We start from the raw sequence: 21,798 nt of genomic DNA, 5'->3' as shown, positions 1-21,798 counted from the left end.
CTAACACCATTAAATTTAGTGATAAGTATTGTCATTTGCACCCGCTAATGCAACCCCTTTGTGTTAATTTTTGTGCAGATTTCAGACCTGCCGTTCGGCTTCACGGGTCAGGTTTCGGGCACCACCCGCCATCACGGCTACATTATCCTCAATTCGTATGCCACCACAGCCACCGAGCTCTTCAATCAACCGCCCGTTCACATGCGTCGCTAGCCTCCCTTCAAGAAGAGGCTGGAGCAATGAAGGGATAAAGTAGAGACCGGGCTCGATGGTTACGACCATGCCTTTTTCAAGCTTCCGGGTCAGGCGCAAAAAGGGTGCCTCGACAGGCGCAGGGGTTGGTTTTCCCGCCACATCGTGCACCTGTACGCCCAGGTAGTGGCCGATTCCATGGGGGAAGAAGGCCCGCGTAATGCCTGCCTCCACCATGCTTTCGTCACTCATGCCCGACACCAGACCAGAGGCGGATAAGAGTGCCGCAACACCCAGGTGGGCCTTGCGATGGATGTCGATGTAGTCGACTCCGGGGCCAACCATATCGCAGAGTCGTCTTTGGATACTTTCCAGCCCGTGGACCAAAGCGCTAAAACGGCCTTCGCCCGGCCCCGGTATCGTTCGGGTAATATCCGAACAGTAGCCGCGAAAGCGAACGCCCGCATCAATCAGCAGGCTGCGGGGCCGTGCCGGCGTCCGGGTATCATAGTATTGATAATGCAGGGTTCCAGCGTGCTCGTTCAGACCGATGATGCTGTGGTAGGGGGCATCCGCTTCACGCTGCTGTGTTGCCTGCTGGTAGGCCAGACTAATGCCGAACTCACTTTCCCCCGCAAGGAATGCCTCCCTCGCCGCCCGGTGCCCCTGTAACGCAAGCCGGTTAGCAACGGACAGGCACTCAATTTCATAGTCGGTTTTCCGGACGCGGGTTTCTTCAATGGCCCGAACGAGCCCCATGGGATTGTGATCTCCCGGAGCACCGTCCAGGCAGGCAGGATCGCCCAGCACCGCGAGGCGTCCCGGGCTTTCCAGCTCGGGTGCACCGGTTTCCTGACGCCCCCGCAACTCGATACATTGCTGCCAGGGTTCCTCTGGTAAGGTTGGGCTGGCATGCCAGAAGTCGATTGGCTGATACAGCCATAGCACGGGTTTCTCACCGGCCCGAATCCACAGCCAGGCATGCTCCTGGCCAGTCAGACCTGTCCAGTGAACGAACGGGCCATAACCCTGAAAATGCCATGCCTGATCATCGCCATACCGGTAAGGAGCTGCACCGGAAGCAATCAGCAGGCTGTCGTACCCGTTATCTGCCAACGCCTGTTCGTAGCGGACCTGTAGCTCCGAGAGATGCTCAGGCTGAAGAGTCAGGACAGATTGCTTGAACATGGCAGCGCCTCAGAAAGGAAACATAAACGGCAGGAACAACGCCGTAAAAACACCCGTGAGCCCCATTCCCAACGAGGAAAATGCCCCCGCCGTTGGGCTTATTTCAAACGCTCTGGCGGTTCCAACGGCGTGGCCATTAAGCCCCAGGGCGAAACCGATAATCCGCTCATCGGTTACCTTCATCCATTTTGCCCCCCAATCGACAAACAGAGAAGCCAACACACCCGTTATAAGCAGGGCTCCCAGCGTCAGGGAAACAGAACCACCGAGTTGTTCAGACACCCCCATGGCAATGGGTGCTGTCACCGATTTGGGGGCGAGGGATGCCAACACCATGGGACTGGCTCCCATACCCCAGGCAATCACCAACGAATAGACCGCCGCCAGGGTCGCAGCAATCGGCAAGGTCACCAGTATTGGTTTCCAGAGTGCCCGGATGTGATGCATCTGCTGGTACAGCGGTATTCCCAGAGCAACAGTAGCGGGCCCAAGCAAGGCCGTCAGCCAGCGTGCGCCGTGCTGGTATTTTTCATAACCAATCCCACTCAGGGCAACGACTCCCGACAGCAATACCGCTGCAATAAGAACCGGGGGCATCCACAATGGTCGACGAATTCGCACAAAGATCCATTGTGCCGCAAGGAATGCGGCCAGAGTCATCGCAATGGACAATAGTGGGCCAACCGTCCACACCGACATCAATTCGTTATAGACGCCAGAACGCTCAGTCATGCTTCTTGCCCTCGGACGCAGCAACCCAATTCATTACCCAGAGGGTTGTAAGAACACTCAACAAAGTCCCTGCAGCCAACGCGACCGCCACGGTCAACCAGTGTTCAGAAAATTGATCTGCGATAAAAAAAACACCCACTACCCCCGGCGAGATCAACATAACCAGAACCGCAATCAAGCCCTGGCTGGCTGATGCCAGTTCGTCACTAACGCGACCACGCAACATCAGTGTACCCGTGGCCATAACCATGCCCAAAACACCACCACTGATGGGCAGCCCTGCCAGTACCCGAACCGCCTCCCCGAGCAGAAAGAAAACCACCAGAGTTAAAAAACCACGCAACAACACCATGCTGTAATGTCCTGTCACTTCAAAATTGCACTAAACTTAGGCACCCATTTTCTATAAGGACCGCCCCTGAATGGCACTGAAAGCCACGATATTCAAAGCCACCCTCCATATCGCCGATATGGACAGGCACTACTATGCGGATCACCACCTGACCGTGGCACGCCACCCTTCAGAAACCGACGAGCGCATGATGATTCGTCTGCTGGCCTTCGTTCTGAATGCCAGTGAGAACCTGGAATTCACCAAGGGACTGAGCACGGACGACGAACCGGAACTCTGGCAGAAATCCCTGACCGATGAGATAGAACTCTGGGTGGATCTGGGGTTACCGGACGAGGACCGCCTGCGAAAAGCCTGCAACCGCTCGCAAAAGGTGACTCTCTATACCTACGGTGGGCGCGCCGTACCCGTATGGTGGGAGAAACACCATAACAAGCTGGAGCGATTTGGCAACCTGACGATTGTCGACCTGGCTGCCGAAGAAACCGAGGCCCTGGCAAACCTTGCTGAGCGTTCAATGGACTTTCAGGTGACCGTTCAGGACGGTGAAGTCACCTTCAGCAATGACCAAAGTCTGGTGAGCATCACCCCCCACCAGCGCCTGCCTGCAGCCTGACACCAATCCATGTCTGGAAGGGCTGGACAGACGCCCCCTGCACACGTAAGATTGCGCACTCGAAATTGACGCACCATGCGAACAGTTTCATCCGCCCGTAGCTCAGCTGGATAGAGCGCTGCCCTCCGGAGGCAGAGGTCAGAGGTTCGAATCCTCTCGGGCGGGCCATTATTTTCAAAGGCTTGCGTGAAAACGCAGGCCTTTTTTGTTTGGGTGTGTCCTAATGGTGTCCATGGTGTGTCCACGGTTTTGAGGGAATTATTCTGAGTGCAAACATTCCGACCTTTGCACTGAAAACATTATATTCGACCCCGGACACATGAAACTTCTGAATCACCCTTCTCAGATGGGCGTGAGCCACTTTCTAACCTTTGATTGACCCTACCCCAAAATAGATCCAGATGCATTTCGCAAGCAACTCATATCGGCGGCCCCTTTTTTCGATGAAAAGCTGAGCGACTCGGCGATTGAGGAGATGGTGACTCTGCACGCTCGGGAATTCACGGACGATCAGATCGTGGAGTTCATTCTCCTGGGTATGACAGCTGCGGATATTCCTCCTCCAGAGAGGCACTGAACTACCCCGCAGAACATGCTTTATTAAGCTTTAGTAGCGTGACATACTAATTAGTAAATTCGATTACTAAATGGTACTAAGGCATGGCAATCAACTGGCACTACCCTCGCCCTGACCTAACTGAGAGGGTTCTTAACGCTTTTGATACCGGCGTTTCAAGCACTTTGACCTTATTCGCGCCAAGGCGAATGGGAAAAACTGAATTCGTCCTCTATGACTTGATACCCGAAGCGGCAAAACGCGGGTACGTGCCCGTCTATGCCAGTTTTTGGGACAACAAAGATGATCCCACATCGGCTTTGCTGCAAGCCATCAATGCCGCCCTCTCCGAAAGAAGTTGGTGGAAGCGTGCAACCAGTCGTATTGGTGGGGCTCATGTTAATGTCCGAACTGGCGCAGATGGATTCGAAGCTGGCATGGGCGTTACCGAGTCCCATCCAGTCACTCCGGATTCTGTTTCTTTAGAAGAGCTTCGAAAGCAGTTCTCTGAGTTGTTGAGGAAGAATGATCGGATACTGCTCTGTCTGGATGAGGCTCAACACCTAGCAACCAGTCAGGCCTTCGAAAACTTAGTGTTCTTTTTAAGAACGCTCTTGGATAAGAACAGGGAAAAAATCTTCGTGATGTATACCGGCTCCAGCCGGGACGGTTTGCGTAAGTTGTTCAGCCGTCGAAAAGCTGCCTTATTTCAAAGCTCCTCCCAGATTGATCTACCAAACCTTGGCTCAGGGTTCATTGAACACATGAGAGGGTGCTACAGGCTGGCTTCAGGGCGAGAGTTTTCCTTCGCAGAAGCTCAGAGGGCCTTCAGTCTGTTGCACTATGTCCCACGGGAGTTCCGGTCAGTGATTGAAAGGATGATCCTGACCGGAACTGACAACATATTGAATGAGGCAGCTTTGGCAAATGATGATCAGATGGAAGACAGCGGCTACCCGGCAATGTGGAAGACCCTCAAGGCCATAGATCAAGCCCTGCTCATCTGGATTGCATCAGGAAATGCAGCGCTATACCAAGATCCATGCAAAGAGTTTCTTGCGGACAGATTGGGCGTGGACTCAATTGAAACTCATACCATCCAGAACGCCATTAATCGACTACGGGGTGAATACGTTTCACTGATCTCACATGGGCACTATGAGTTCGAGGACGCTCGGTTCCAGGACTGGGTAGTTCAGCATTGTGATGAATGAATGTAACCAGTGTAGCGGCCAACTAATCCTCCCCCCCCCCTTTAGAAGCGGATGGGCTTTAAAAAAAAGAAAGTAGCAGCTAGCCACTTTTATTTTTGAGACAATCGGTCTAATATCGAGACATGGACACCAATCAAACTCTGCATCGCCGTCGTGGAAGGCCACCCAAGCGACGGGAAAATACCGATAACACCCGAGAACTCCTGCTACGTGCTGGTTTAGAAGTTCTCACTGAGAAAGGTTTTTCTGCTACCGGTATTGATGAGATTCTGCGCCGAGTGGGAGTGCCTAAAGGGTCGTTCTATCACTATTTCGATAGTAAAGAGGACTTTGGGCTCGCCCTTATTGACTGTTACGGGAAGTTCTTTGCCAGGAAGCTTGACTTACATCTACTGAATCAAGAACTCAATCCAATAGATCGACTTCATGCCTTTGTGCACGACGCGATTCGGGGTATGGCACGCTTTGAATATAGGAGGGGTTGCCTGATAGGTAATCTGGGGCAAGAGATGGGTTCGCTTCCTGACAGCTTCCGGGCTCAATTGAGAGGAACTTTCGAGGATTGGCAGAGAAGGTTCGCGACTTGTCTGGAGGAAGCTCAAAACAAAGGAGAGCTCTCAAGAGATGCAAATCCCGCGCAGTTAGCTCTTTTCTTCTGGATAGGTTGGGAGGGCGCAGTACTGCGGGCAAAGCTGGACAGGAATCCTGAGCCTTTGCACCTTTTTTCTGAGGGCTTTTTCGCGAGCTTGCCCGTGAGTTAAAAAATTTTACCATTTTAAAGACGATCGGTCTAAATTCGAAAAGGAGGATAACGTGTTTAGAGGTGTCTTGATTCAGAAGGACGAAACTGGCCTGCACGCGGCTGTTCGGGAAATTGAAGATCATCAGTTGCCTGATGGAGACGTTACGGTTCGTGTTAGCCATTCGACGATCAACTATAAAGACGCATTAGCCATCACAGGCCGGGGGCGGGTCGTAAAAAACTTTCCAATGATCCCGGGTATAGATCTGGCGGGGATTGTTGAGAGCAGTTCCCATCCGAATTGGAGAGAGGGAGACCGCGTGCTCCTGAACGGGTGGGGGGTCGGAGAATCTCATTGGGGCGGTCTGGCACAGAAAGCCCGCGTGAATGGCGATTGGTTAATTCCGCTTCCTGAGGCATTTACACCGCAACAATCCATGGCAATCGGCACTGCCGGCTACACTGCCATGCTGTGTGTGCTCGCATTGGAGAAACATGGCGTAAAGCCGGAGGACGGAGAAATCCTCGTAACGGGCGCCGCAGGAGGTGTTGGAAGCTTTGCTGTAGCCATACTTGCCAAGCTGGGTTATTCGGTGGTTGGCGCTACCGGCAGCAACAGCAACAGCGGATATTTAAAGCAACTCGGGGCAATGGAGGTTCTCCCTCGAACAGAACTTTCTACTCCGAACAAGCCTTTACAAAAAGCGCGATGGGCTGGCGTCGTTGATGTGGCCGGCAGCCATCTCCTGGCCAATGCATGCGCTTCTACAAAATACGGCGGCGTGGTCACAGCATGTGGTTTAGCTGCTGGTATGGATTTTCCGTCCACTGTTGCGCCCTTTATTCTTCGGGGCGTTACGTTAGCTGGAATAGATAGTGTGCAGTGTCCGGTTCCTGCTCGGATCGCAGCTTGGCAACGTCTCAGTACAGACCTCGACTTAAGCAAACTTGGTGATATTGGACAGGAGATCGGACTCTTCGAAGCAGTTCCAGCTGCGACACAACTTCTGAACGGTCAGGTTCGCGGGCGTCTCATCATAAATGTAAACCAGTAAGTCTATCAGGCATCTCAAGACCGCTTTGAACAACCAGGAGTCAAATATGAACGAAGTTATGAATACTGCGAATGGCCCCCAAATAAGCCGCTTTCCTGTGCCAAAACTTGAAGACATGCCCGATGATATCCGGGAAAGAATTCTTGCCGTCGAGGAAAAATCGGGGTTCATTCCGAATGTCTTCCTGATGCTGGCACATCGTCCTGATGAGTTCCGAGCATTTTTCGAATACCACGACGCATTGATGGAAAAACCAGGCAACTTAACCAAAGCCGAGCGGGAGATGATTGTCGTTGCAACCAGTAGCATTAACCAATGCCAGTACTGCGTTATAGCACACGGAGCCATTTTGCGGGTTCGAGCCAAGAATCCTCTGATTGCTGACCAGATTGCCACCAACTACCGTAAGGCGGAGATCACTGAACGGCAGCGAGTTATGATCGACTTCGCAATGAGAGTCTCGCGACAAGCTGAACTCGTTGGAGAGGATGACTTTAACTTGCTTAAGAATCATGGGTTCGAAGAAGAGGATATCTGGGATATTGCAGCGATTTCTGCTTTCTTCGGAATGTCCAACCGCTTGGCAAATGTGACCAACATGGTACCTAACCCCGAGTTCTACTCAATCGGTCGTTAAAGAAAAACCCTTCTAAAACCCCGCAGATGGCTGGCCAGGATTGAAAACCAATATAGGCCGGGATAACTCTCCCGGCCGCAACCCGTGCAGGTATACGCAGGTTTATGAGTTATGGTCGATTATCAGCATCTAACAATCCTCAACGAGGTACGCCGCCTCTGGCCGGGGGATCACCGTAGTTACGGACTAGCTGTCGAAGGAAGAAGGATGCCATCCAGGCATTCGCGCGATCCGGCTGGGTGCTAACGGACCACAGAAGAACATCCACCGTGTGGTCCAGCAAGGCGATCAAAGCAAGCAGAAACCCCGACACACATCACATCTTCGGAAACTCCCGATACCGGCCCCACGCCGCTTGCTCTATCGTATAGCCCCTATATTCATCGGAGGTTTTGTGCAGTCATATCACAACCATTCCGCAGGGAGCTCACTCACCAAAGGACTGGTTAAGTGGATCGCAAGCAGGTCGCTCATGCTCGCGTTCAGCGTCATCGCTATATGGTATGGACTGTATGAAGCACTCCTGATCGCTGAGGCAGAATTCTCTGCGATCGGCCAGCAATTGCACCTCCCTTTAGCCAATATCGTTATGTTGGCAAACATTCCCGACCCTGCGGTTGTACTGCATTTGCCCTCTTTAAGCGCTGCAATCCATGATAATGGTACAGCGGCTCTCGGCATTGCAGTGGGGCTGGTTGTTTATTGCGGGGTCATCAGGTTGGTAGCAGGCCGCACACCGGCGGCCTGAGCGAAACATTTTCAGGGAAGGAAGCGAGCCGGTTCGGACAAACCTGATCAGCTCGCCTCAGAGCATCAACGCTCCCAGGGGTAGCCTGACTGCTCTTTTTCGGCTTCGTAGCGGGCAACGATGGTCATGTACTCATCCCAGATACCCTGGCCATCCACCCCAGCACTGTCCATCGAGTCAATCCAGTCCTGGATGTACTTCTCCGAACCATCAATCAGCTTCTGGCGCTCCGCCTCAGCCCAACGAGTCACCGGTACTTTTTTACCTATCTCTCCGGTAGTGAGTCCGTCTACCACCTGCCCCATCTCATCCACCTGCAATCGGGCAAAGTAATCGATGGTTCGGGAGCCTGCCTGCTTCAGTGCAGCGCGCTGGTTGTCCGTCAGATCGTTCCAGATATCCCGGTTGATCATGACAGCAAAACCGGCGATCTGCCCCCAGTTCGACAACGAGACGTGGTCGATCACTTCAAACGTTTTCAGCGCCCGGATGGTATAGAGATAGCTCGCGCTGCAGTCCACCAAGCCGGTATCCAGTGCCTGGTAAATTTCTCCCGCCGTGACGCTGACGATATCAGCCCCCATGTCTTTCAGCACTTTGCTGTAAATGGCCACCGCCCGTATTTTCTTACCGGCAATATCGGCAGCCGACTCGATGCGGTTGTCACCAGAGCATTCAAACTGCACTCCGCTGCTGGAAAAACCGGTCAGATACATCAGGTTCTCGTCAGCCAGCATGCGCTGCAGATCTTCGTTCGTGGTCATTAACTCATACATCGCCCGCATCCCCACCCAGGGATCGGCAGACTGATGAGGAATATCGCCAATTGCGAGCGCCTTGAGTTTGGTGGGGGAATAAACTGCCAGTAAAGAACCGAGATCGGCGGTGCCCACCGCCACACCATTAGGAACGGCTTTGTAGTCCAGCAGTGCGCCGCCCCAGTGCATATCGAACTTGAGTTCGCCGCCACTGAGATCGCTCGCGTCACTAATGAAGTGCTCAACGGCTTGCGACCGCGTACCCCGATTGGGGCCGCCCTCGGCAAACCTTAATGTGGTTTCGGCGCAGACACCGGTTGATAGAAGGCCAACGGTAAGATAACAACTCATTTGACGCAGCAATTTTGTTTTTATCATTCTGAAGCTCCATGCATTATTGTTTGAAACTTAACGCTAGCACCCTGCCCGCGTTTCAACCTGTATCATTTATCTATATTTTCCATACCGATCAGATATAACCGGGGCAAGCGTTGCTTGGCAGTGGTGAGTGGCGATCGCAATACCCTATTGAGTATAAGAAACGAAGCACTGACAAAATTACTCAACGCTCTTCCGCTGGCAAAAACGTCCCCGGCGTAACTCCGAAATGAGATCGGAATGCGTAAATAAAAGCCGAGGTAGAGTCATACCCGCAGGCAAGAGCGATATCAGTTACCCGTTCCCTTTTCTCAAGCATAGGCAGCGAGCTCAGAAGCCGGAGTCGCTGGCGCCATGACCGGAAGCTCAGGGATGTCTCTTTCTTGAACAGGCGGGTGACGGTTTTTTCTGACACCCCCATCCGGGCCGCCACATCAGACAACGCCATAGGAAGATCAGGGTGCTCGTTCAGCTCCCTGCAGATCGTCTGTAAACGATCATCCGCGGGCCAGGGGAGATGAAGATTGGTATTGGGCGCGGCCAGTAGCTGATCAATGAGGACACTGACCAGCCGCCCTTCCTCTCCATTTTCATCGTAATCCACAGCGTAGGTACTGAAACTTCGAATCAGTTCGTGAGCCAGCGGCTGGATTTCCAGAACCTGACATGTGCCTGCCAGCGCCGGGAACTCCTCACTGCGTATATACAGACTGCGAATCTCTGTCTCAGCCTCGCTGCTCACGCAATGCTGCAACCCCGCAGGAATCAGAATGGCCCGGTGAGGCGGTGCCAGATAGCGGCCTCCCATTGTCCGAACTTCCATTACCCCGCGAATGGCGTAGGACAACTGGATCCATGGATGATCATGCCAACGGGTAATAGCCGGCTCTTTCAACGATTCAGCCCGGGAAAATACCCTGCGTGGCAACTCCGGCATGTCCGGAACTGAGCGAAATACCGTTTCAGCCTGTCCGTTTCTCGACACCATGGTCATTAATCGCGTTAGTCAGAATTAAATTAAAGAATAAACTCCCCTGTTAAACAGCTTCAAGCTGATTCAATCGTCTATGTGAGTAGAACCTGATGAAACTGAAAAGCTTTATTCCCGACAAGTTGATCCTCATGATGTTGGGAGCAGTGTTGCTTGCCAGCCTGCTACCGGTCCATGGCGAAGCCGCAGAAGCGTTCTCCGTGGTGACCGATCTCGCCATCGGCCTGCTGTTTTTCCTGCACGGCGCAAAGCTGTCCACCAAAGAAGTTTTCGCGGGTTTGACTCACTGGCGCCTGCATCTACTGATTTTCAGCTTCACCTTCGTGTTATTCCCAATCCTGGGACTACTGCTCAAACCCGTGCTCGTGCCGCTCGCCGGAAACGAGCTTTACATCGGAATCCTTTACCTCTGCGCCTTGCCCGCCACGGTTCAGTCTGCCATTGCACTGACATCCATGGCCGGCGGGAATATCCCTGCGGCGGTCTGTAGTGCAGCCACCTCAAGCCTGATCGGCATTTTCCTCACACCGTTTATCGTGATGATGCTGATCGGAGGCCAGGCGCAGAGTATTGATCCGACCGACGCGATCACCGGCATCGTCATCAAACTGCTGTTGCCCTTTATTGCGGGGCAGATTGCCCGGATCTGGATTGGTGGCTGGGTGGCCAGGAACAAGTCATGGCTCAAAAATGTGGACCAGTCTTCCATTCTGCTGGTGGTCTACGGAGCTTTCAGCCATGCGGTTACCGAAGGGCTTTGGACGCGACTTCCCATCATGGATATCGTCGGCCTGGTCGTCGCCTGTCTGGTGCTTCTTGGTGTTGTGCTGCTGCTTACCAACGCCGTCTCCAGGCTGTTTGGATTTCCTTTGGAAGACCGGATAACCATCGTCTTCGCTGCCTCCAAAAAGAGCCTTGCCACCGGTGTTCCCATGGCCCAGGTACTGTTTGCCGGCACCGCCAGCATGGGCACTCTGATCTTGCCTCTGATGCTGTTTCACCAGATCCAGCTGATGGTGTGCACCGTCCTCGCCCAGCGCTATGCAAACATGCCAAGAGAACAGGAACTGGCACCGCAAAGCTGAAAGCTCTCTCTAGGCAAGGGCCTTGCTCTTCAGGGTAAGGATCGCTATGTTCACTGGTCGGCATGTATTCAGGCTCTTTTGTTCTTTCTTGATGTGCTTAACCAAATAACCCAGTCCACAGGGGAGTCCCGGCTGACAGCCGGGGCTGAGAGTGTCTTTGACAGACCCTGGAACCTGATCCGGCTCACACCGGCGGAGGAAGTGCGACAATGATAATGACCCACCTGGCGGGCCTTGTGGCCGCTTTGTGCCTTTTTGGCTGGCTCGGGCTACGTGCCCGCAAAACAACCGACACCCTCGACGACTACATGACGGCCCGCAACAGCCAGGGCGCTGTGACCATTGGCCTGTCATTCCTGGCCTCAGGTATGGGCGCCTGGATTCTGTTTGCGCCTCCGGAAGTGGGTGCCTTTGTTGGCCCTGTCGCCCTCGCTGGATATGCCTTGGGCGCGGCACTGCCGTTTATCGTCTTTGCCATGCTCGGCCCCCGGATTCGGGAAAGCATGCCCGAAGGCCGCAGTATCAGTGAGTTCGCAGAACAGCGTTTCGGCAAGGGTATGCGCCGTTGGGTTTCGCTGATATCCGTTCTCTACATGGCGTGTTTTCTGTCTGCGGAGTTAACGGCCATCGGCTCCATTACCGGGTTACTTTCGGACCTGAACGGGCAGATCGTCATCATTGCCGTGGCCGTGACCACCCTGATCTACACATCCTGGGGCGGGCTACGAGCCAGCCTTGCTACCGACCGCTGGCAGGCGCTGCTTCTGATGGCACTGCTGGCGACGGTGTTGTTTGTCGACTGGAAACATCTTCCAGCCTCAACCAGCTCGGCAGAGCTGCCCGGCATTCCGTTCTGGAGTGCTGTCAGTGTTGCACTAACCCTGGTGCTCGCAGTCACCGCTGCCAATCTGTTCCACCAGGGCTACTGGCAGCGGGTCTGGGCGGCTCGGGATAACGCATCACTCTGGAAAGGCGCCATACTCGGCGGGGGCACTACCATGATTGTCGTTGCCGTGGTTGGCGGGCTTGGCATAAGCGCTGTCATGGCTGGCCTTGATCTGGGCAGTCCGGCCATTCCCTTCTTTGCCCTGCTGAACGCCGCCCCCGCATGGTTAGGCGCCGTCGCTCTGATATTGGCAGTTACACTGGTTGCATCGTCAGTGGATACGCTCCAGAACGGTATCGCCTCATTGGCGGTTGCCGAAAAGAAGGGGCTCACCCTGTCCTCCGCCCGATGGTTCACCGTCATTCTGATGGTGCCGGTTATTGTGATCGCCTTGCAGGGGGTGTCCGTTCTCAGGTTGTTCCTGATTGCCGACCTGCTGTGCGCAACGGCCATCATCCCGGTTCTGATGGGCCTCTGGCCCCGCGTTCCCCCTGTTGCCGCAATAACCGGCGCACTGGCCGGGCTCATTGGAGCTGTCCTGCCTGACTGGGTAGTCACCGGTAGCCTCTCCGAGGCCATAACCATTGCCAGTTTCCCGGGTGGAGCACCTACATTAGCGCCGTTTGTCGGCGCATTGATCGCATCTTCTGGTGTTACGCTGGTGATGACGGCCTTGTCAGGAAGAGACAACACCTGACGCCCAGCATCACATAGCACAGATAAACAGACCCGCCCCTGCCTGGCGGGTTTTCTTTTTTCCGAGCCCGCTCTCCCCAACCAATTCCCTATCAAGTATTGCCAGTCAGTTTCCACAGATCTGCCATTGGCTCGTCAGGATCACCACCGATATTGTCTTGAGTTCGACCATCGGCGGTAGAGGAAAACAACAACAGAATGCCTCCCTCAAAGATCGACCCCAAACTTCAGCAACAACTCACACAGCTTATGAACCGCCAGTCTCTGGCGGGAACCGTCGACGACCTCAGGCAACTGTCCGGCGGTGCAAACCAGGAAACCTGGGCATTCAGGCTGCAGACCCCTGCCGGAGATCAGAGCCTGATTCTGCGACGTTCCAGGTCAGAGGTTCGTCAATCTGACGACCCGGGAGCCAACATTCTTTCACCGATGGCACTGGAAGCCACACTCCTTGAACACGCAGCAGCCGCGGGTGTCCCGGTACCCAAGGTGCTCGCGATCCTGCAACCTGATGATGGCATGGGCGACGGGTTCATCATGAACCTCATACCCGGTGAAACCCTCGGAGGCCGGATTGTACGAAACCCCGAGTTTACGGCGGCCCGCAAGGTCCTGGCCTACCAGTGTGGCAAGACTCTGGCCGCCATTCACAGTATGGATGTGGCATCACTCCCGAGCCTCCCGGAGATAGACGCTCCCAATACCCTGGACACCTACCTGTTGCGACATCGCAGCAGTGGTTTTGATCGTCCGGTGTTCGAGCTGGCGTTCCAGTGGCTGCGCGGCAATATGCCCGTCACAACAGCAGAGCCAACTCTGGTTCACGGGGACTTCCGCAATGGCAACCTCATTGTTGGCGAAACCGGGCTCCGGGCGGTGCTCGATTGGGAGTTGGCCCACCTTGGGGACCCAATGGAAGACCTGGGCTGGCTCTGCGTCAATTCATGGAGGTTCGGGAAGACCGATCTTCCAGTCGGCGGCTTCGGCCACCGTGAGGATCTGTTTTCCGGGTATGAAGCCGGCGGGGGACATGTTGACCCTGACCGGGTGCGTTTCTGGGAGGTCATGGGTTGTCTCAAGTGGGGCGTGATGTGCCAGGGCATGGCCAGATCTCCGGGGGATGGCTCTCCCCGGACTATCGAACGGGCAGCTATCGGCCGGCGCACCTCTGAAACCGAGATTGATTTGCTGAACCTGCTCGCGCCCCTTGAAGGAGTCCGATAATGCAATCTTCCCCCGAAGCAGATGAGCTTCTCCAGTCAGTCAGCTTTTTCCTGCGCAACAAGATACTTCCAAAGCTATCCGGACGAGACGCCTACGATATTCGGGTGGCCGCCAATGTACTGAATATCGTCGAGCGGGAACTCCGGCTCCGACAGCGTGCGGAAACGGAAGAAGCTCTCAGGCTGGCAACTCTGCCAGGTATCCGTCAGGACGCCCTGCATGCAATGAATCTCCAGCTCTGCGAAGGCATTGCCTGCGGCGATTTCGGGCCTCATACACCCGGCCTCACAGAACATCTCTGGGCAACAACCCTCAGCACACTCGCGGTAGACCAGCCTGAGTACAGTAGCTACCAGGCCGCACTACGATCTGGAGCAAACCATGAACTTTGACCTTCCCAAGGAACTTGTTAACTACCTTGATGAGCTTGACCGTTTTATCGAATCGGACATCAGGCCTCTGGAGTCGGAACATGACAATATCCGTTTTTTCGACCACCGCAGGGAGTGGGCCAGAACAGACTTCGAAAACCAGGGGCTGCCAAGACCCGAGTGGGAAGCGCTGCTTAAAGAAGCCCGACGGCGGGCAGACAAGGCCGGACACCTTCGTTTCGCCCTACCTCCAGAGATGGGAGGCAAAGGGGGGAACAACCTGTGGATGGCCGTCATCCGGGAACACCTGGCGGCTAAAGGGCTTGGCCTTCACAACGATTTGCAGAACGAACACTCCATCGTCGGCAACAAACCCTTTGTGCTGGTTATCCGCGACTTCGGCTCGCAGTCCCAGCAAGACATTTTTATCAAAGGCATGCTGGATGAACACCTGAAACTGTCATTCGGTCTGACCGAGCCGGATCATGGTTCCGATGCAACCCACATGGAAACACGGGCTGTGCCGGAGTGTCGCAACGGACAGGACGGCTGGCGTATTGATGGCGAAAAAATGTGGACGACGGGCCTCCATACGGCCACCCACATTGTGGTCTTCGCCCGCACCAGTGGCGAGCCGGGTAATGCCAGAGGCATCACCACATTTCTGGTGCCCACCAACACTGCAGGTGTCCGGGTCGAGGAGTATCTGTGGACATTCAACATGCCTACCGACCACCCTCGCGTCAGCTTCACGAATGTCTGGGTGCCTGAGGATGCCGTTCTCGGAGAGGTTAATGCCGGGCTGGCGATTGCACAGCACTTTGTCCATCAGAATCGCATTCGCCAGGCAGCCTCCAGCCTTGGTGCGGCGGATTACTGCATCAGGGAAAGCGTTCACTACGCCCGGGAGCGGAAGCCCTTCGGCCAGGAGCTGGCCCGCAGTCAGGGCATTCAGTTTCCTCTGGTCGAACTGGCCACTCGTGCAGAAATGCTGCGAACGTTTATTCGTCAGACCGCCTGGCAAATGGATCGAATGACCAAAAAGGACGTGGAGAAGCAGCTGTCCGACAAGGTCGCCATGTGCAATTACACTGCCAACCGTCTCTGCTGCGAAGCCGCTGACACAGCCATGCAGGTGCATGGCGGCATCGGCTATTCGCGGCATAAGCCCTTCGAACATATCTACCGCCACCATCGCAGATACCGCATCACGGAAGGCTCAGATGAAATACAGATGCGCAAGATTGCGGCCTACCTGTTTGGCTACATCAAGCAACCAGGAGCTGTTTAGTTTTGACAGTGACTTTCCATCAATCCGCCATTGGAACAGCCATTAAGCCGCTGAATACTGAATGAACGATTAACAATAAATGGAGAACGGCCATGCAAGATAGTCAACGAACCGTCCACGTCGTCGGCGTGGGAATGATCCCTTTCACCAAACCCGGAGCCAGCGATCCCTATCACGTGATGGGCGCTAATGCGGCGAGGAAAGCACTCGACGATGCTGGCGTTGACTACAAGCTGGTAGAACAGGCTTATGTGGGCTACGTCTACGGTGACTCAACCTCTGGTCAGGCCGCCATTTACGGCGTAGGCCTTACCGGAATTCCGGTGTTTAACGTCAACAACAACTGTTCCACCGGTTCCAGCGCACTGTTCATGGCGCGTCAAGCCGTCGAAAGCGGTTCGGTGGAGTGTGCCATCGCCCTGGGTTTTGAACAGATGGTTCCCGGAGCTCTGAAAGGCGCGTACGACGACCGTCCTTCACCCATGGAGCGCTTTGTTGAAGTCATGAAGGCCCGCCAGGGCATTGACCCCAATCTGCCCCGTGCCGCCCAGTTCTTCGGGGGTGCTGGTGCTGACTACATCGAGCGGTACGGCATTCGACCGGACACCCTGGGGCGCATCTCCGTAAAAGCCCGCCAACATGCAGCAAACAACCCCTTTGCGGTGTTCCGTAACCCTCTGACGCTGGAGGAAATCATGGAGTCGCCGACGGTATACGGCCCGCTGACCCGCTACCAGTGTTGTCCGCCAACCTGTGGAGCGGCTGCCGCGATTGTCTGTTCCGCCGAGTTTGCCCGCAAACACAATCTCGACACTGGCGTTGTCATCGCGGCCCAGGCGATGACAACCGATGGTCCCAGTACCTTTGAAAGTAACGATATGATGAAGCTGGTGGGCTATGACATGACAGCCTCAGCGGCTGAACTGGTCTACGAACACGCTGGCATAAGCCCTGAAGACCTGGACGTGGTTGAACTCCATGACTGCTTCACAGCCAACGAGCTGATCACCTATGAGGCCCTGGGACTGACTCCCGAGGGTAGCGCCGAAAAATTCATTATCGACGGCGACAACACCTATGGGGGGCGTATTGTCACCAATCCCTCCGGTGGACTGCTGTCGAAAGGTCACCCACTGGGCGCAACCGGCCTCGCCCAGTGCTATGAGCTGGTATCACAACTTCGCGGCACCGCTGAACAGCGTCAGGTAGAGGGTGCCCGACTGGCCCTTCAGCATAACCTTGGTCTGGGTGGAGCATGTGTTGTGACGCTCTACAAGCGCGCGTAAGTTCGCTCAAAGACTGCGTATAAGCATCGGGCCCACCCGGACTTGATGCTTCGGAACAAACCCTGGCAAGACAACAATAAACAGTGAGGCCACCCATGGAACGATTCAAGCAATTCAGTCTACGAAAAACATTTCCCACATGTGCCCTGATGATCGCACTCGTCGCAGGGTTCGGAGTGGGTCAGGTCGAGGCACGCACGCTTCACTACTCCACTCCGGCTCCCCCGACGGATCGCCCCACTAATCGTGTTCTCCGCTGGTGGGCGGAAGAGGTTTCAAAGCGTACCAACGGCTCCCTGGACATAGAGATCCACTGGTTGCAGAGCCTCCTGAAATTCAAGGATGCCGCCAAGGGCATTCAGGCAGGTATCGCGGATATCGGTCCGGTTTCCCCGGAATACAGCACAACCATCGCGCCTCTGCTGGGCGTGTCGCAAACAGAACTCGGTTCCGGTGACAACTACGTAGCGGTGGAGGCATGGAGCCGTACCGTTAAAGACTCCGAAGCCATGGACAAGGAGGCTCTGATCACCGGTCTAAAACCGATTGGCTACTATTCCAGCGGCTTCCGAGCAAATCTCAGCACAACCAGGCCCTACATTTCCCCGGAAGATTTCAAAGGTGACAAAGTTCGACTGACCAACCGGGGAATCATCGCCGCTAAAGCCGAAGACTGGGATGTAACTCCGGTAAACCTGACCTTTGCGGATTTCTACTCTGCACTGGAGCGAGGCACCGTTGATGGCGTGCAGAGCTATATCTACCTGATTCTCCCGTACAAACACAACGAAGTCGTTAAATACGTTGTCCAGACAGGTATTGGCCAGTCCCTGGTCGCTGTGATGATGAACCAGAGGGTCTGGAACAGCCTTTCCCCGGAAGAACAGAAGGTCATTTCTGACCTTGAGCCCATTTTCAATGAAAAAATGGCGCAGGCAGGACTGGAAGCGGCCGACATGGCTCTGGATGCCCTCAAGAACAACCCGGACTATCCCGTTGAGTTCTATCGCCTGAACGAAGAACAACGCAAAGTATGGGAAGAGGAATACACCCCGGCGGTTAATCAATACGTTGCTGACCTCGCCAAACGCAATCCGGCAGCCACGGAAATCCACCAAAAGCTACTGGCCGAACTGAACAACGTCGAGAAGGAAGTACGCGAACAGGGTTACCCCTGGGAACGTAACTGAGACCAGATCCGGAGCGGCGATTCAATCCTGCCGCTCCGATGTCTTATAGCCTCCTGCGAAGACGAAGGATGTCCTCATGGCCAGACCCGGAGAGTCATTCATCCGCCTGATCGGCGCGATTGACCAACAGATTGTCCGCCTGAGTCAGTGCCTGCTGGCGCTGATGGTAATCATCACCTTTGTATCAGTCATCGGACGCACCTTCTTTTCCAAGTCGGTGCCGGACGACCTGCTGTTCTCCGAAATGCTGATGGTAGCGGTGGTCTTCCTACCCATGGGCTTTGTTCAATCCGTCGGAGCCCACCTGGAAGTCACGGTTATCACCGAGCACTTCCCACAAAAAATCCAGACCGTACTGGTCAAACTTGGACTAATCATCGGCATCACATTTTTCGGCCTGATGACCTGGTTCAGTGCCCAGATGGCATGGGAAGCCTGGGAGCTTGATGCCATTGCCTACGGCAGCGCGCTGAGCATACCGGAATGGCCTGCCAAGGCCCTGATCCCTCTCGGACTCGGCTGGTGGTGTGTGCGCATGTTTGTACAACTGGTGTTCAGAGCCGCCAGACCAAAGCACGAGACGGAACTCACTCAGGCACTCGAAGCAACCGAAGGCTACACCTCCGGTAACACTCAAACAAAAAACGGAACAGGTGTGTGACTCATGGATCCAACCACCATTGGAATCTGGGCAACAGTCGGCATGGTCTCTATGCTGCTGTTGAGAATTCCCATTTCTGTTGTGCTGGTGGCCACCGGTTATACCGGACTGGTTATTGTCATGGCTGGCCGTGGGGGAGGGTTTGATCTCGAACTGGGATTCATGGCCGCCAACAGCTTTCTTGGCGAACTCCCTTATTCCTCAACAGCGGAATACACGTTCGTCACCATTCCGATGTTTCTGCTCATGGGATACATCGCCACCGAGGCGGGTTTCACCAAGGACCTGTACCATACCGCCCGTATGTGGCTTGGGCGAGTGCCCGGCGGTCTGGCCGTAGCATCATCAGTGGGCTGTGCGCTATTTGCGGCCATCAGCGGTAGCAGCCTGGCAACGGCCGCAGCCATGGGGCGTATGGCGGTCCCGGAAATGCTCGCCCGCGGCTACGACAAAGGCCTGGCAACAGGTGTTGTGGCAGCCTCAGGTACCTTGGGCTCACTGATTCCCCCAAGTATCCTGATGATTCTGTATGCAGTGTTTACGGACCAGTCCATCGCTGCGATGTTCGTTGCCGGCATCATTCCGGGGCTGCTTTCTTTGCTGATTTATGTCGGCATGGTGATGATCCGCGCCAAGATCAATCCGGCCCTGGCGCCACCAACCGAGAAATCCACCTGGCAGGAAAAGTTCGGCTCCCTCAAGAGTACCTGGGGGATGCTGCTGCTCCTGACTGTTGTGGTATCGGGGCTTTACACCGGCATGTTCACACCCTCGGAAGCAGGTGCAATCGGAGCCGCCATCGCGTTCCTTATCAGCCTGTTTTCGAGAAGAATAAACCGCGAGAAAACATCCTCCGCCCTTCTCGAAACCCTCAAGAGCACCTCAATGCTGTTTGCTGCCGTGATCGGCGCCTATATGGTGACCTCGTTCACCGCACTGACAGGCATTGCCGCAGAGCTCACCAGTTGGGCCGGCAGCTTCGACGTTCATCCCATCGTGGTGATTGCATCGCTGTCCTTGCTCTACATCTTTCTGGGCACCTTCATGGGCTCCATTGAGATCATGCTGCTGACCCTGCCCATTGTGATTCCGATTGTGAAGGGGCTCGATTACGACCTCATCTGGTTCGGCATCATCATGATCAAATATCTGGAAATCGGTCTGGTTTCTCCTCCGGTTGGCATCAACTGCTTCATTCTCAAGTCCGTGGTGAATGACGATGTCCGCCTGTCCCAGATATTCCGGGGTGTGTCCTGGTTCATCGTGATGGACATCATCACGATCGCTCTGCTGGTGATCTTCCCTGAAATCGTAACCTTCCTGCCCAACCTGATGTAGCACCAGGAATGTATTCCCGATCATAAAAACCGATGTATTGACGAGGAAAAAATGAACATTACCCAAGCTCTCCACAAAGCACTCAGGGAATGCCCCGACGCTCTCGCCGTTGTTGATGGCACCAGCCGCCAGACCTGGCGCGAGCTCGGCAAACAGGTCGCCCGCCTCGCCGGGGGACTTCAGGGATTGGGAATGCAGCCCGGAGACCGGGTCGGCATGCTGGCAGCAAATTCCCATCACTACATCGAATATCTGTACGCCGTGATCTGGGGAGGCGGAGTGGTCAACCCGGTCAACGTTCGCTGGAGCGCCAAAGAAATTGCCTACTCCCTGGACGACTGCGAGACCCGGATTCTGTTCATCGACGACACCTTTCTGCACCTGCTGCCGGGCATAAGGGAGAACTCGTCCGCCCTTGAAACCGTCGTATTCATTGGCAAGGAAGCTCTCCCGGAGGGCACCATATCATTCAATAAACTGGTCAGCACTGCCCCGGAAATTGCAGACGTACGCCGCCACTCCGAAGATCTGGCAGCAATACTCTATACCGGAGGAACCACCGGTCAACCCAAAGGGGTCATGCTCAGCCACACCAACTGCGTGATGGGCGCTGTCGGAGCATCTCTGGCGGCGCCCAGGCCGCCCCGACAGGTCGGCCTCCATGCGGCACCACTCTTCCATGTTGCCGGCATGCAGTCGGTTTTTGGCATGTCCATGCGGCTCGGAACCCACATTATCCTGAGAGGTTTTGAACCGGCCAAGGTACTGGAAACCATAGAACAACACCGGATCGCCGAAATATTCCTGGTACCGACGATGCTGCGAATGCTGCTGGACTATCCGGATTTCAAGACCCGGGACCTGTCCAGCCTGAGATCAATCCGATACGGCGCCTCGCCTATTGATCTGACCCTTCTGGAACGGGCCATGAAGGAATTGCCTGGCGCCGAGTTCTCCCAGGCGTACGGCATGACCGAGCTTGCCGCAACGGTCACGGTCCTTCCGCCCAGCTATCACTCCCCGGAAAACAGGGAGAGTGGAAAGCTCAAATCGGCAGGCATCCCGACCACCGTTGCAGAAATCAGGATTGTTGACCCGGCAGACAAGGAACTTCCGAATAATCAGGTGGGAGAAATTACCGTACGTGGTCCCATGGTGATGCAGGGCTACTGGAACAAGCCAGGCCAGACCGCCGAAGCCTTGCGCGGAGGCTGGATGCACACTGGCGATGCCGGTTTCATGGACAACGACGGCTTTCTGCACGTGGTTGATCGTATCAAGGACATGATCGTATCCGGTGGCGAGAATGTGTATTCCGCAGAAGTGGAAAACACCATTCTCAAACTGCCACAGGTCGAATTGTGTGCCGTCTTCGGTATCCCTGATGAACGTTGGGGAGAACGTGTACACGCAGCTATAAAGCTCCGCCCCGGCGAGGATCTGACCGAGGAAGAACTGGTATCACACTGCAAGGATTATATTGCGGGCTACAAATGCCCGCGCAGCATTGAGTTTGTCGACGAGATGCCGATGTCCGGTGCCGGCAAGCTGCTCAAGTTCAAAATGCGGGAGCAGTACTGGCAAAACGAGACCCGCCGCGTCAGTTGAAGC

General features: G+C 54.9%; 22 protein-coding genes, 1 tRNA gene and 1 riboswitch. Of the genes, 17 read left to right on the top strand and 6 right to left on the bottom strand.

Features of this window, described 5'->3' with window-relative positions; genetic code table 11:
* Nucleotides 1-81: 81 nt before the first annotated feature.
* From pepQ to FWJ25_RS14280, 3 genes are read right to left on the bottom strand one after another with little or no spacing between them, the layout of a single operon-like run.
* Nucleotides 82-1,380, bottom strand: coding sequence for a Xaa-Pro dipeptidase (pepQ, locus tag FWJ25_RS14290; RefSeq protein ID WP_149600936.1), 1,299 nt, complete (start codon nucleotides 1,378-1,380; stop codon nucleotides 82-84).
* A gap of 9 nt (nucleotides 1,381-1,389) precedes the next feature.
* On the bottom strand, nucleotides 1,390-2,112 hold the full coding sequence (locus tag FWJ25_RS14285; RefSeq protein WP_149600935.1) for an LrgB family protein: 723 nt from the start codon (nucleotides 2,110-2,112) through the stop codon (nucleotides 1,390-1,392).
* Entirely contained in the window at nucleotides 2,105-2,464 is a 360-nt protein-coding gene (locus FWJ25_RS14280; protein WP_149600934.1) for a CidA/LrgA family protein, read from the bottom strand. The genes FWJ25_RS14285 and FWJ25_RS14280 overlap by 8 nt, the downstream gene beginning before the upstream one ends.
* A gap of 70 nt (nucleotides 2,465-2,534) precedes the next feature.
* Here FWJ25_RS14280 and FWJ25_RS14275 point away from each other — a divergent pair, with 70 nt between their 5' ends.
* The 6 genes from FWJ25_RS14275 to FWJ25_RS14250 all read left to right on the top strand — a co-directional run bounded on the left by FWJ25_RS14275 (nucleotide 2,535) and on the right by FWJ25_RS14250 (nucleotide 7,284).
* The gene (locus FWJ25_RS14275; RefSeq protein ID WP_149600933.1) at nucleotides 2,535-3,080 is read left to right on the top strand and encodes a YaeQ family protein; all 546 of its coding nucleotides are present in this window, start codon (nucleotides 2,535-2,537) and stop codon (nucleotides 3,078-3,080) included.
* A 91-nt stretch (nucleotides 3,081-3,171) separates the two neighbouring features.
* Nucleotides 3,172-3,248: transfer RNA gene (locus FWJ25_RS14270), tRNA-Arg, on the top strand.
* Between the two features lie 492 nt (nucleotides 3,249-3,740).
* Nucleotides 3,741-4,850: a P-loop NTPase family protein gene (locus FWJ25_RS14265; RefSeq protein ID WP_149600932.1), complete on the top strand. Its 1,110-nt coding sequence runs from the start codon at nucleotides 3,741-3,743 to the stop codon at nucleotides 4,848-4,850.
* Nucleotides 4,851-4,972: 122 nt separating this feature from the next.
* On the top strand, nucleotides 4,973-5,611 hold the full coding sequence (gene acuR, locus FWJ25_RS14260) for an acrylate utilization transcriptional regulator AcuR (protein ID WP_149600931.1): 639 nt from the start codon (nucleotides 4,973-4,975) through the stop codon (nucleotides 5,609-5,611).
* Between the two features lie 52 nt (nucleotides 5,612-5,663).
* Entirely contained in the window at nucleotides 5,664-6,647 is a 984-nt protein-coding gene (acuI, locus tag FWJ25_RS14255; RefSeq protein ID WP_149600930.1) for an acrylyl-CoA reductase (NADPH), read from the top strand.
* Nucleotides 6,648-6,693: 46 nt separating this feature from the next.
* The gene (locus FWJ25_RS14250) at nucleotides 6,694-7,284 is read left to right on the top strand and encodes a peroxidase-related enzyme (protein WP_246166844.1); all 591 of its coding nucleotides are present in this window, start codon (nucleotides 6,694-6,696) and stop codon (nucleotides 7,282-7,284) included.
* Between the two features lie 139 nt (nucleotides 7,285-7,423).
* Here FWJ25_RS14250 and FWJ25_RS19645 read toward each other — a convergent pair whose 3' ends face one another.
* Nucleotides 7,424-7,597, bottom strand: a complete 174-nt coding sequence (locus FWJ25_RS19645; RefSeq protein ID WP_188093640.1) for a hypothetical protein — start codon at nucleotides 7,595-7,597, stop codon at nucleotides 7,424-7,426.
* A 159-nt stretch (nucleotides 7,598-7,756) separates the two neighbouring features.
* Between FWJ25_RS19645 and FWJ25_RS14245 the strand changes: the two genes are divergently transcribed.
* Nucleotides 7,757-8,032, top strand: a complete 276-nt coding sequence (locus FWJ25_RS14245) for a hypothetical protein (protein WP_149600929.1) — start codon at nucleotides 7,757-7,759, stop codon at nucleotides 8,030-8,032.
* A 65-nt stretch (nucleotides 8,033-8,097) separates the two neighbouring features.
* Here the strand turns inward: FWJ25_RS14245 and FWJ25_RS14240 are convergent, their stop codons facing one another.
* Nucleotides 8,098-9,168 carry a C4-dicarboxylate TRAP transporter substrate-binding protein gene (locus tag FWJ25_RS14240; RefSeq protein WP_223163260.1) on the bottom strand — a complete coding sequence of 357 codons (1,071 nt, stop codon included), beginning with the start codon at nucleotides 9,166-9,168 and terminating at the stop codon, nucleotides 8,098-8,100.
* Between the two features lie 184 nt (nucleotides 9,169-9,352).
* Complete coding sequence (locus FWJ25_RS14235) at nucleotides 9,353-10,156, bottom strand: AraC family transcriptional regulator (RefSeq protein WP_223163259.1); 804 nt, start codon at nucleotides 10,154-10,156, stop codon at nucleotides 9,353-9,355.
* A 95-nt stretch (nucleotides 10,157-10,251) separates the two neighbouring features.
* Here FWJ25_RS14235 and FWJ25_RS14230 point away from each other — a divergent pair, with 95 nt between their 5' ends.
* The 10 genes from FWJ25_RS14230 to FWJ25_RS14185 all read left to right on the top strand — a co-directional run bounded on the left by FWJ25_RS14230 (nucleotide 10,252) and on the right by FWJ25_RS14185 (nucleotide 21,795).
* Nucleotides 10,252-11,244, top strand: coding sequence for a bile acid:sodium symporter family protein (locus tag FWJ25_RS14230; protein WP_149600928.1), 993 nt, complete (start codon nucleotides 10,252-10,254; stop codon nucleotides 11,242-11,244).
* A 109-nt stretch (nucleotides 11,245-11,353) separates the two neighbouring features.
* Nucleotides 11,354-11,462, top strand: a riboswitch (TPP riboswitch).
* Nucleotides 11,454-12,827 (top strand): sodium:solute symporter family transporter, encoded by a 1,374-nt coding sequence (locus FWJ25_RS14225; protein WP_149600927.1) that lies wholly within the window; start codon nucleotides 11,454-11,456, stop codon nucleotides 12,825-12,827. (Overlaps the previous riboswitch by 9 nt.)
* 197 nt (nucleotides 12,828-13,024) lie before the next feature.
* Nucleotides 13,025-14,050: a phosphotransferase family protein gene (locus FWJ25_RS14220; RefSeq protein ID WP_223163258.1), complete on the top strand. Its 1,026-nt coding sequence runs from the start codon at nucleotides 13,025-13,027 to the stop codon at nucleotides 14,048-14,050.
* On the top strand, nucleotides 14,050-14,442 hold the full coding sequence (locus FWJ25_RS14215; protein WP_149600926.1) for a DUF6285 domain-containing protein: 393 nt from the start codon (nucleotides 14,050-14,052) through the stop codon (nucleotides 14,440-14,442). Before FWJ25_RS14220 ends, FWJ25_RS14215 begins: the two co-directional genes overlap by 1 nt.
* The gene (locus tag FWJ25_RS14210) at nucleotides 14,432-15,712 is read left to right on the top strand and encodes an acyl-CoA dehydrogenase family protein (RefSeq protein ID WP_149600925.1); all 1,281 of its coding nucleotides are present in this window, start codon (nucleotides 14,432-14,434) and stop codon (nucleotides 15,710-15,712) included. The genes FWJ25_RS14215 and FWJ25_RS14210 overlap by 11 nt, the downstream gene beginning before the upstream one ends.
* A 92-nt stretch (nucleotides 15,713-15,804) precedes the next feature.
* Nucleotides 15,805-16,998: a lipid-transfer protein gene (locus FWJ25_RS14205; RefSeq protein WP_149600924.1), complete on the top strand. Its 1,194-nt coding sequence runs from the start codon at nucleotides 15,805-15,807 to the stop codon at nucleotides 16,996-16,998.
* Between the two features lie 149 nt (nucleotides 16,999-17,147).
* The gene (locus FWJ25_RS14200; RefSeq protein WP_188093639.1) at nucleotides 17,148-18,188 is read left to right on the top strand and encodes a TRAP transporter substrate-binding protein; all 1,041 of its coding nucleotides are present in this window, start codon (nucleotides 17,148-17,150) and stop codon (nucleotides 18,186-18,188) included.
* A 76-nt stretch (nucleotides 18,189-18,264) separates the two neighbouring features.
* The gene (locus FWJ25_RS14195) at nucleotides 18,265-18,849 is read left to right on the top strand and encodes a TRAP transporter small permease (protein WP_223163257.1); all 585 of its coding nucleotides are present in this window, start codon (nucleotides 18,265-18,267) and stop codon (nucleotides 18,847-18,849) included.
* A gap of 3 nt (nucleotides 18,850-18,852) precedes the next feature.
* The gene (locus FWJ25_RS14190; RefSeq protein ID WP_149600922.1) at nucleotides 18,853-20,187 is read left to right on the top strand and encodes a TRAP transporter large permease; all 1,335 of its coding nucleotides are present in this window, start codon (nucleotides 18,853-18,855) and stop codon (nucleotides 20,185-20,187) included.
* A 51-nt stretch (nucleotides 20,188-20,238) separates the two neighbouring features.
* Complete coding sequence (locus FWJ25_RS14185; protein ID WP_149600921.1) at nucleotides 20,239-21,795, top strand: long-chain-fatty-acid--CoA ligase; 1,557 nt, start codon at nucleotides 20,239-20,241, stop codon at nucleotides 21,793-21,795.
* Nucleotides 21,796-21,798: the final 3 nt, after the last annotated feature.

The organism is Marinobacter salinexigens, from assembly GCF_008370345.1.
GTDB lineage: Bacteria > Pseudomonadota > Gammaproteobacteria > Pseudomonadales > Oleiphilaceae > Marinobacter > Marinobacter salinexigens.
This window is presented reverse-complemented; position numbering and strand designations above follow the sequence as displayed.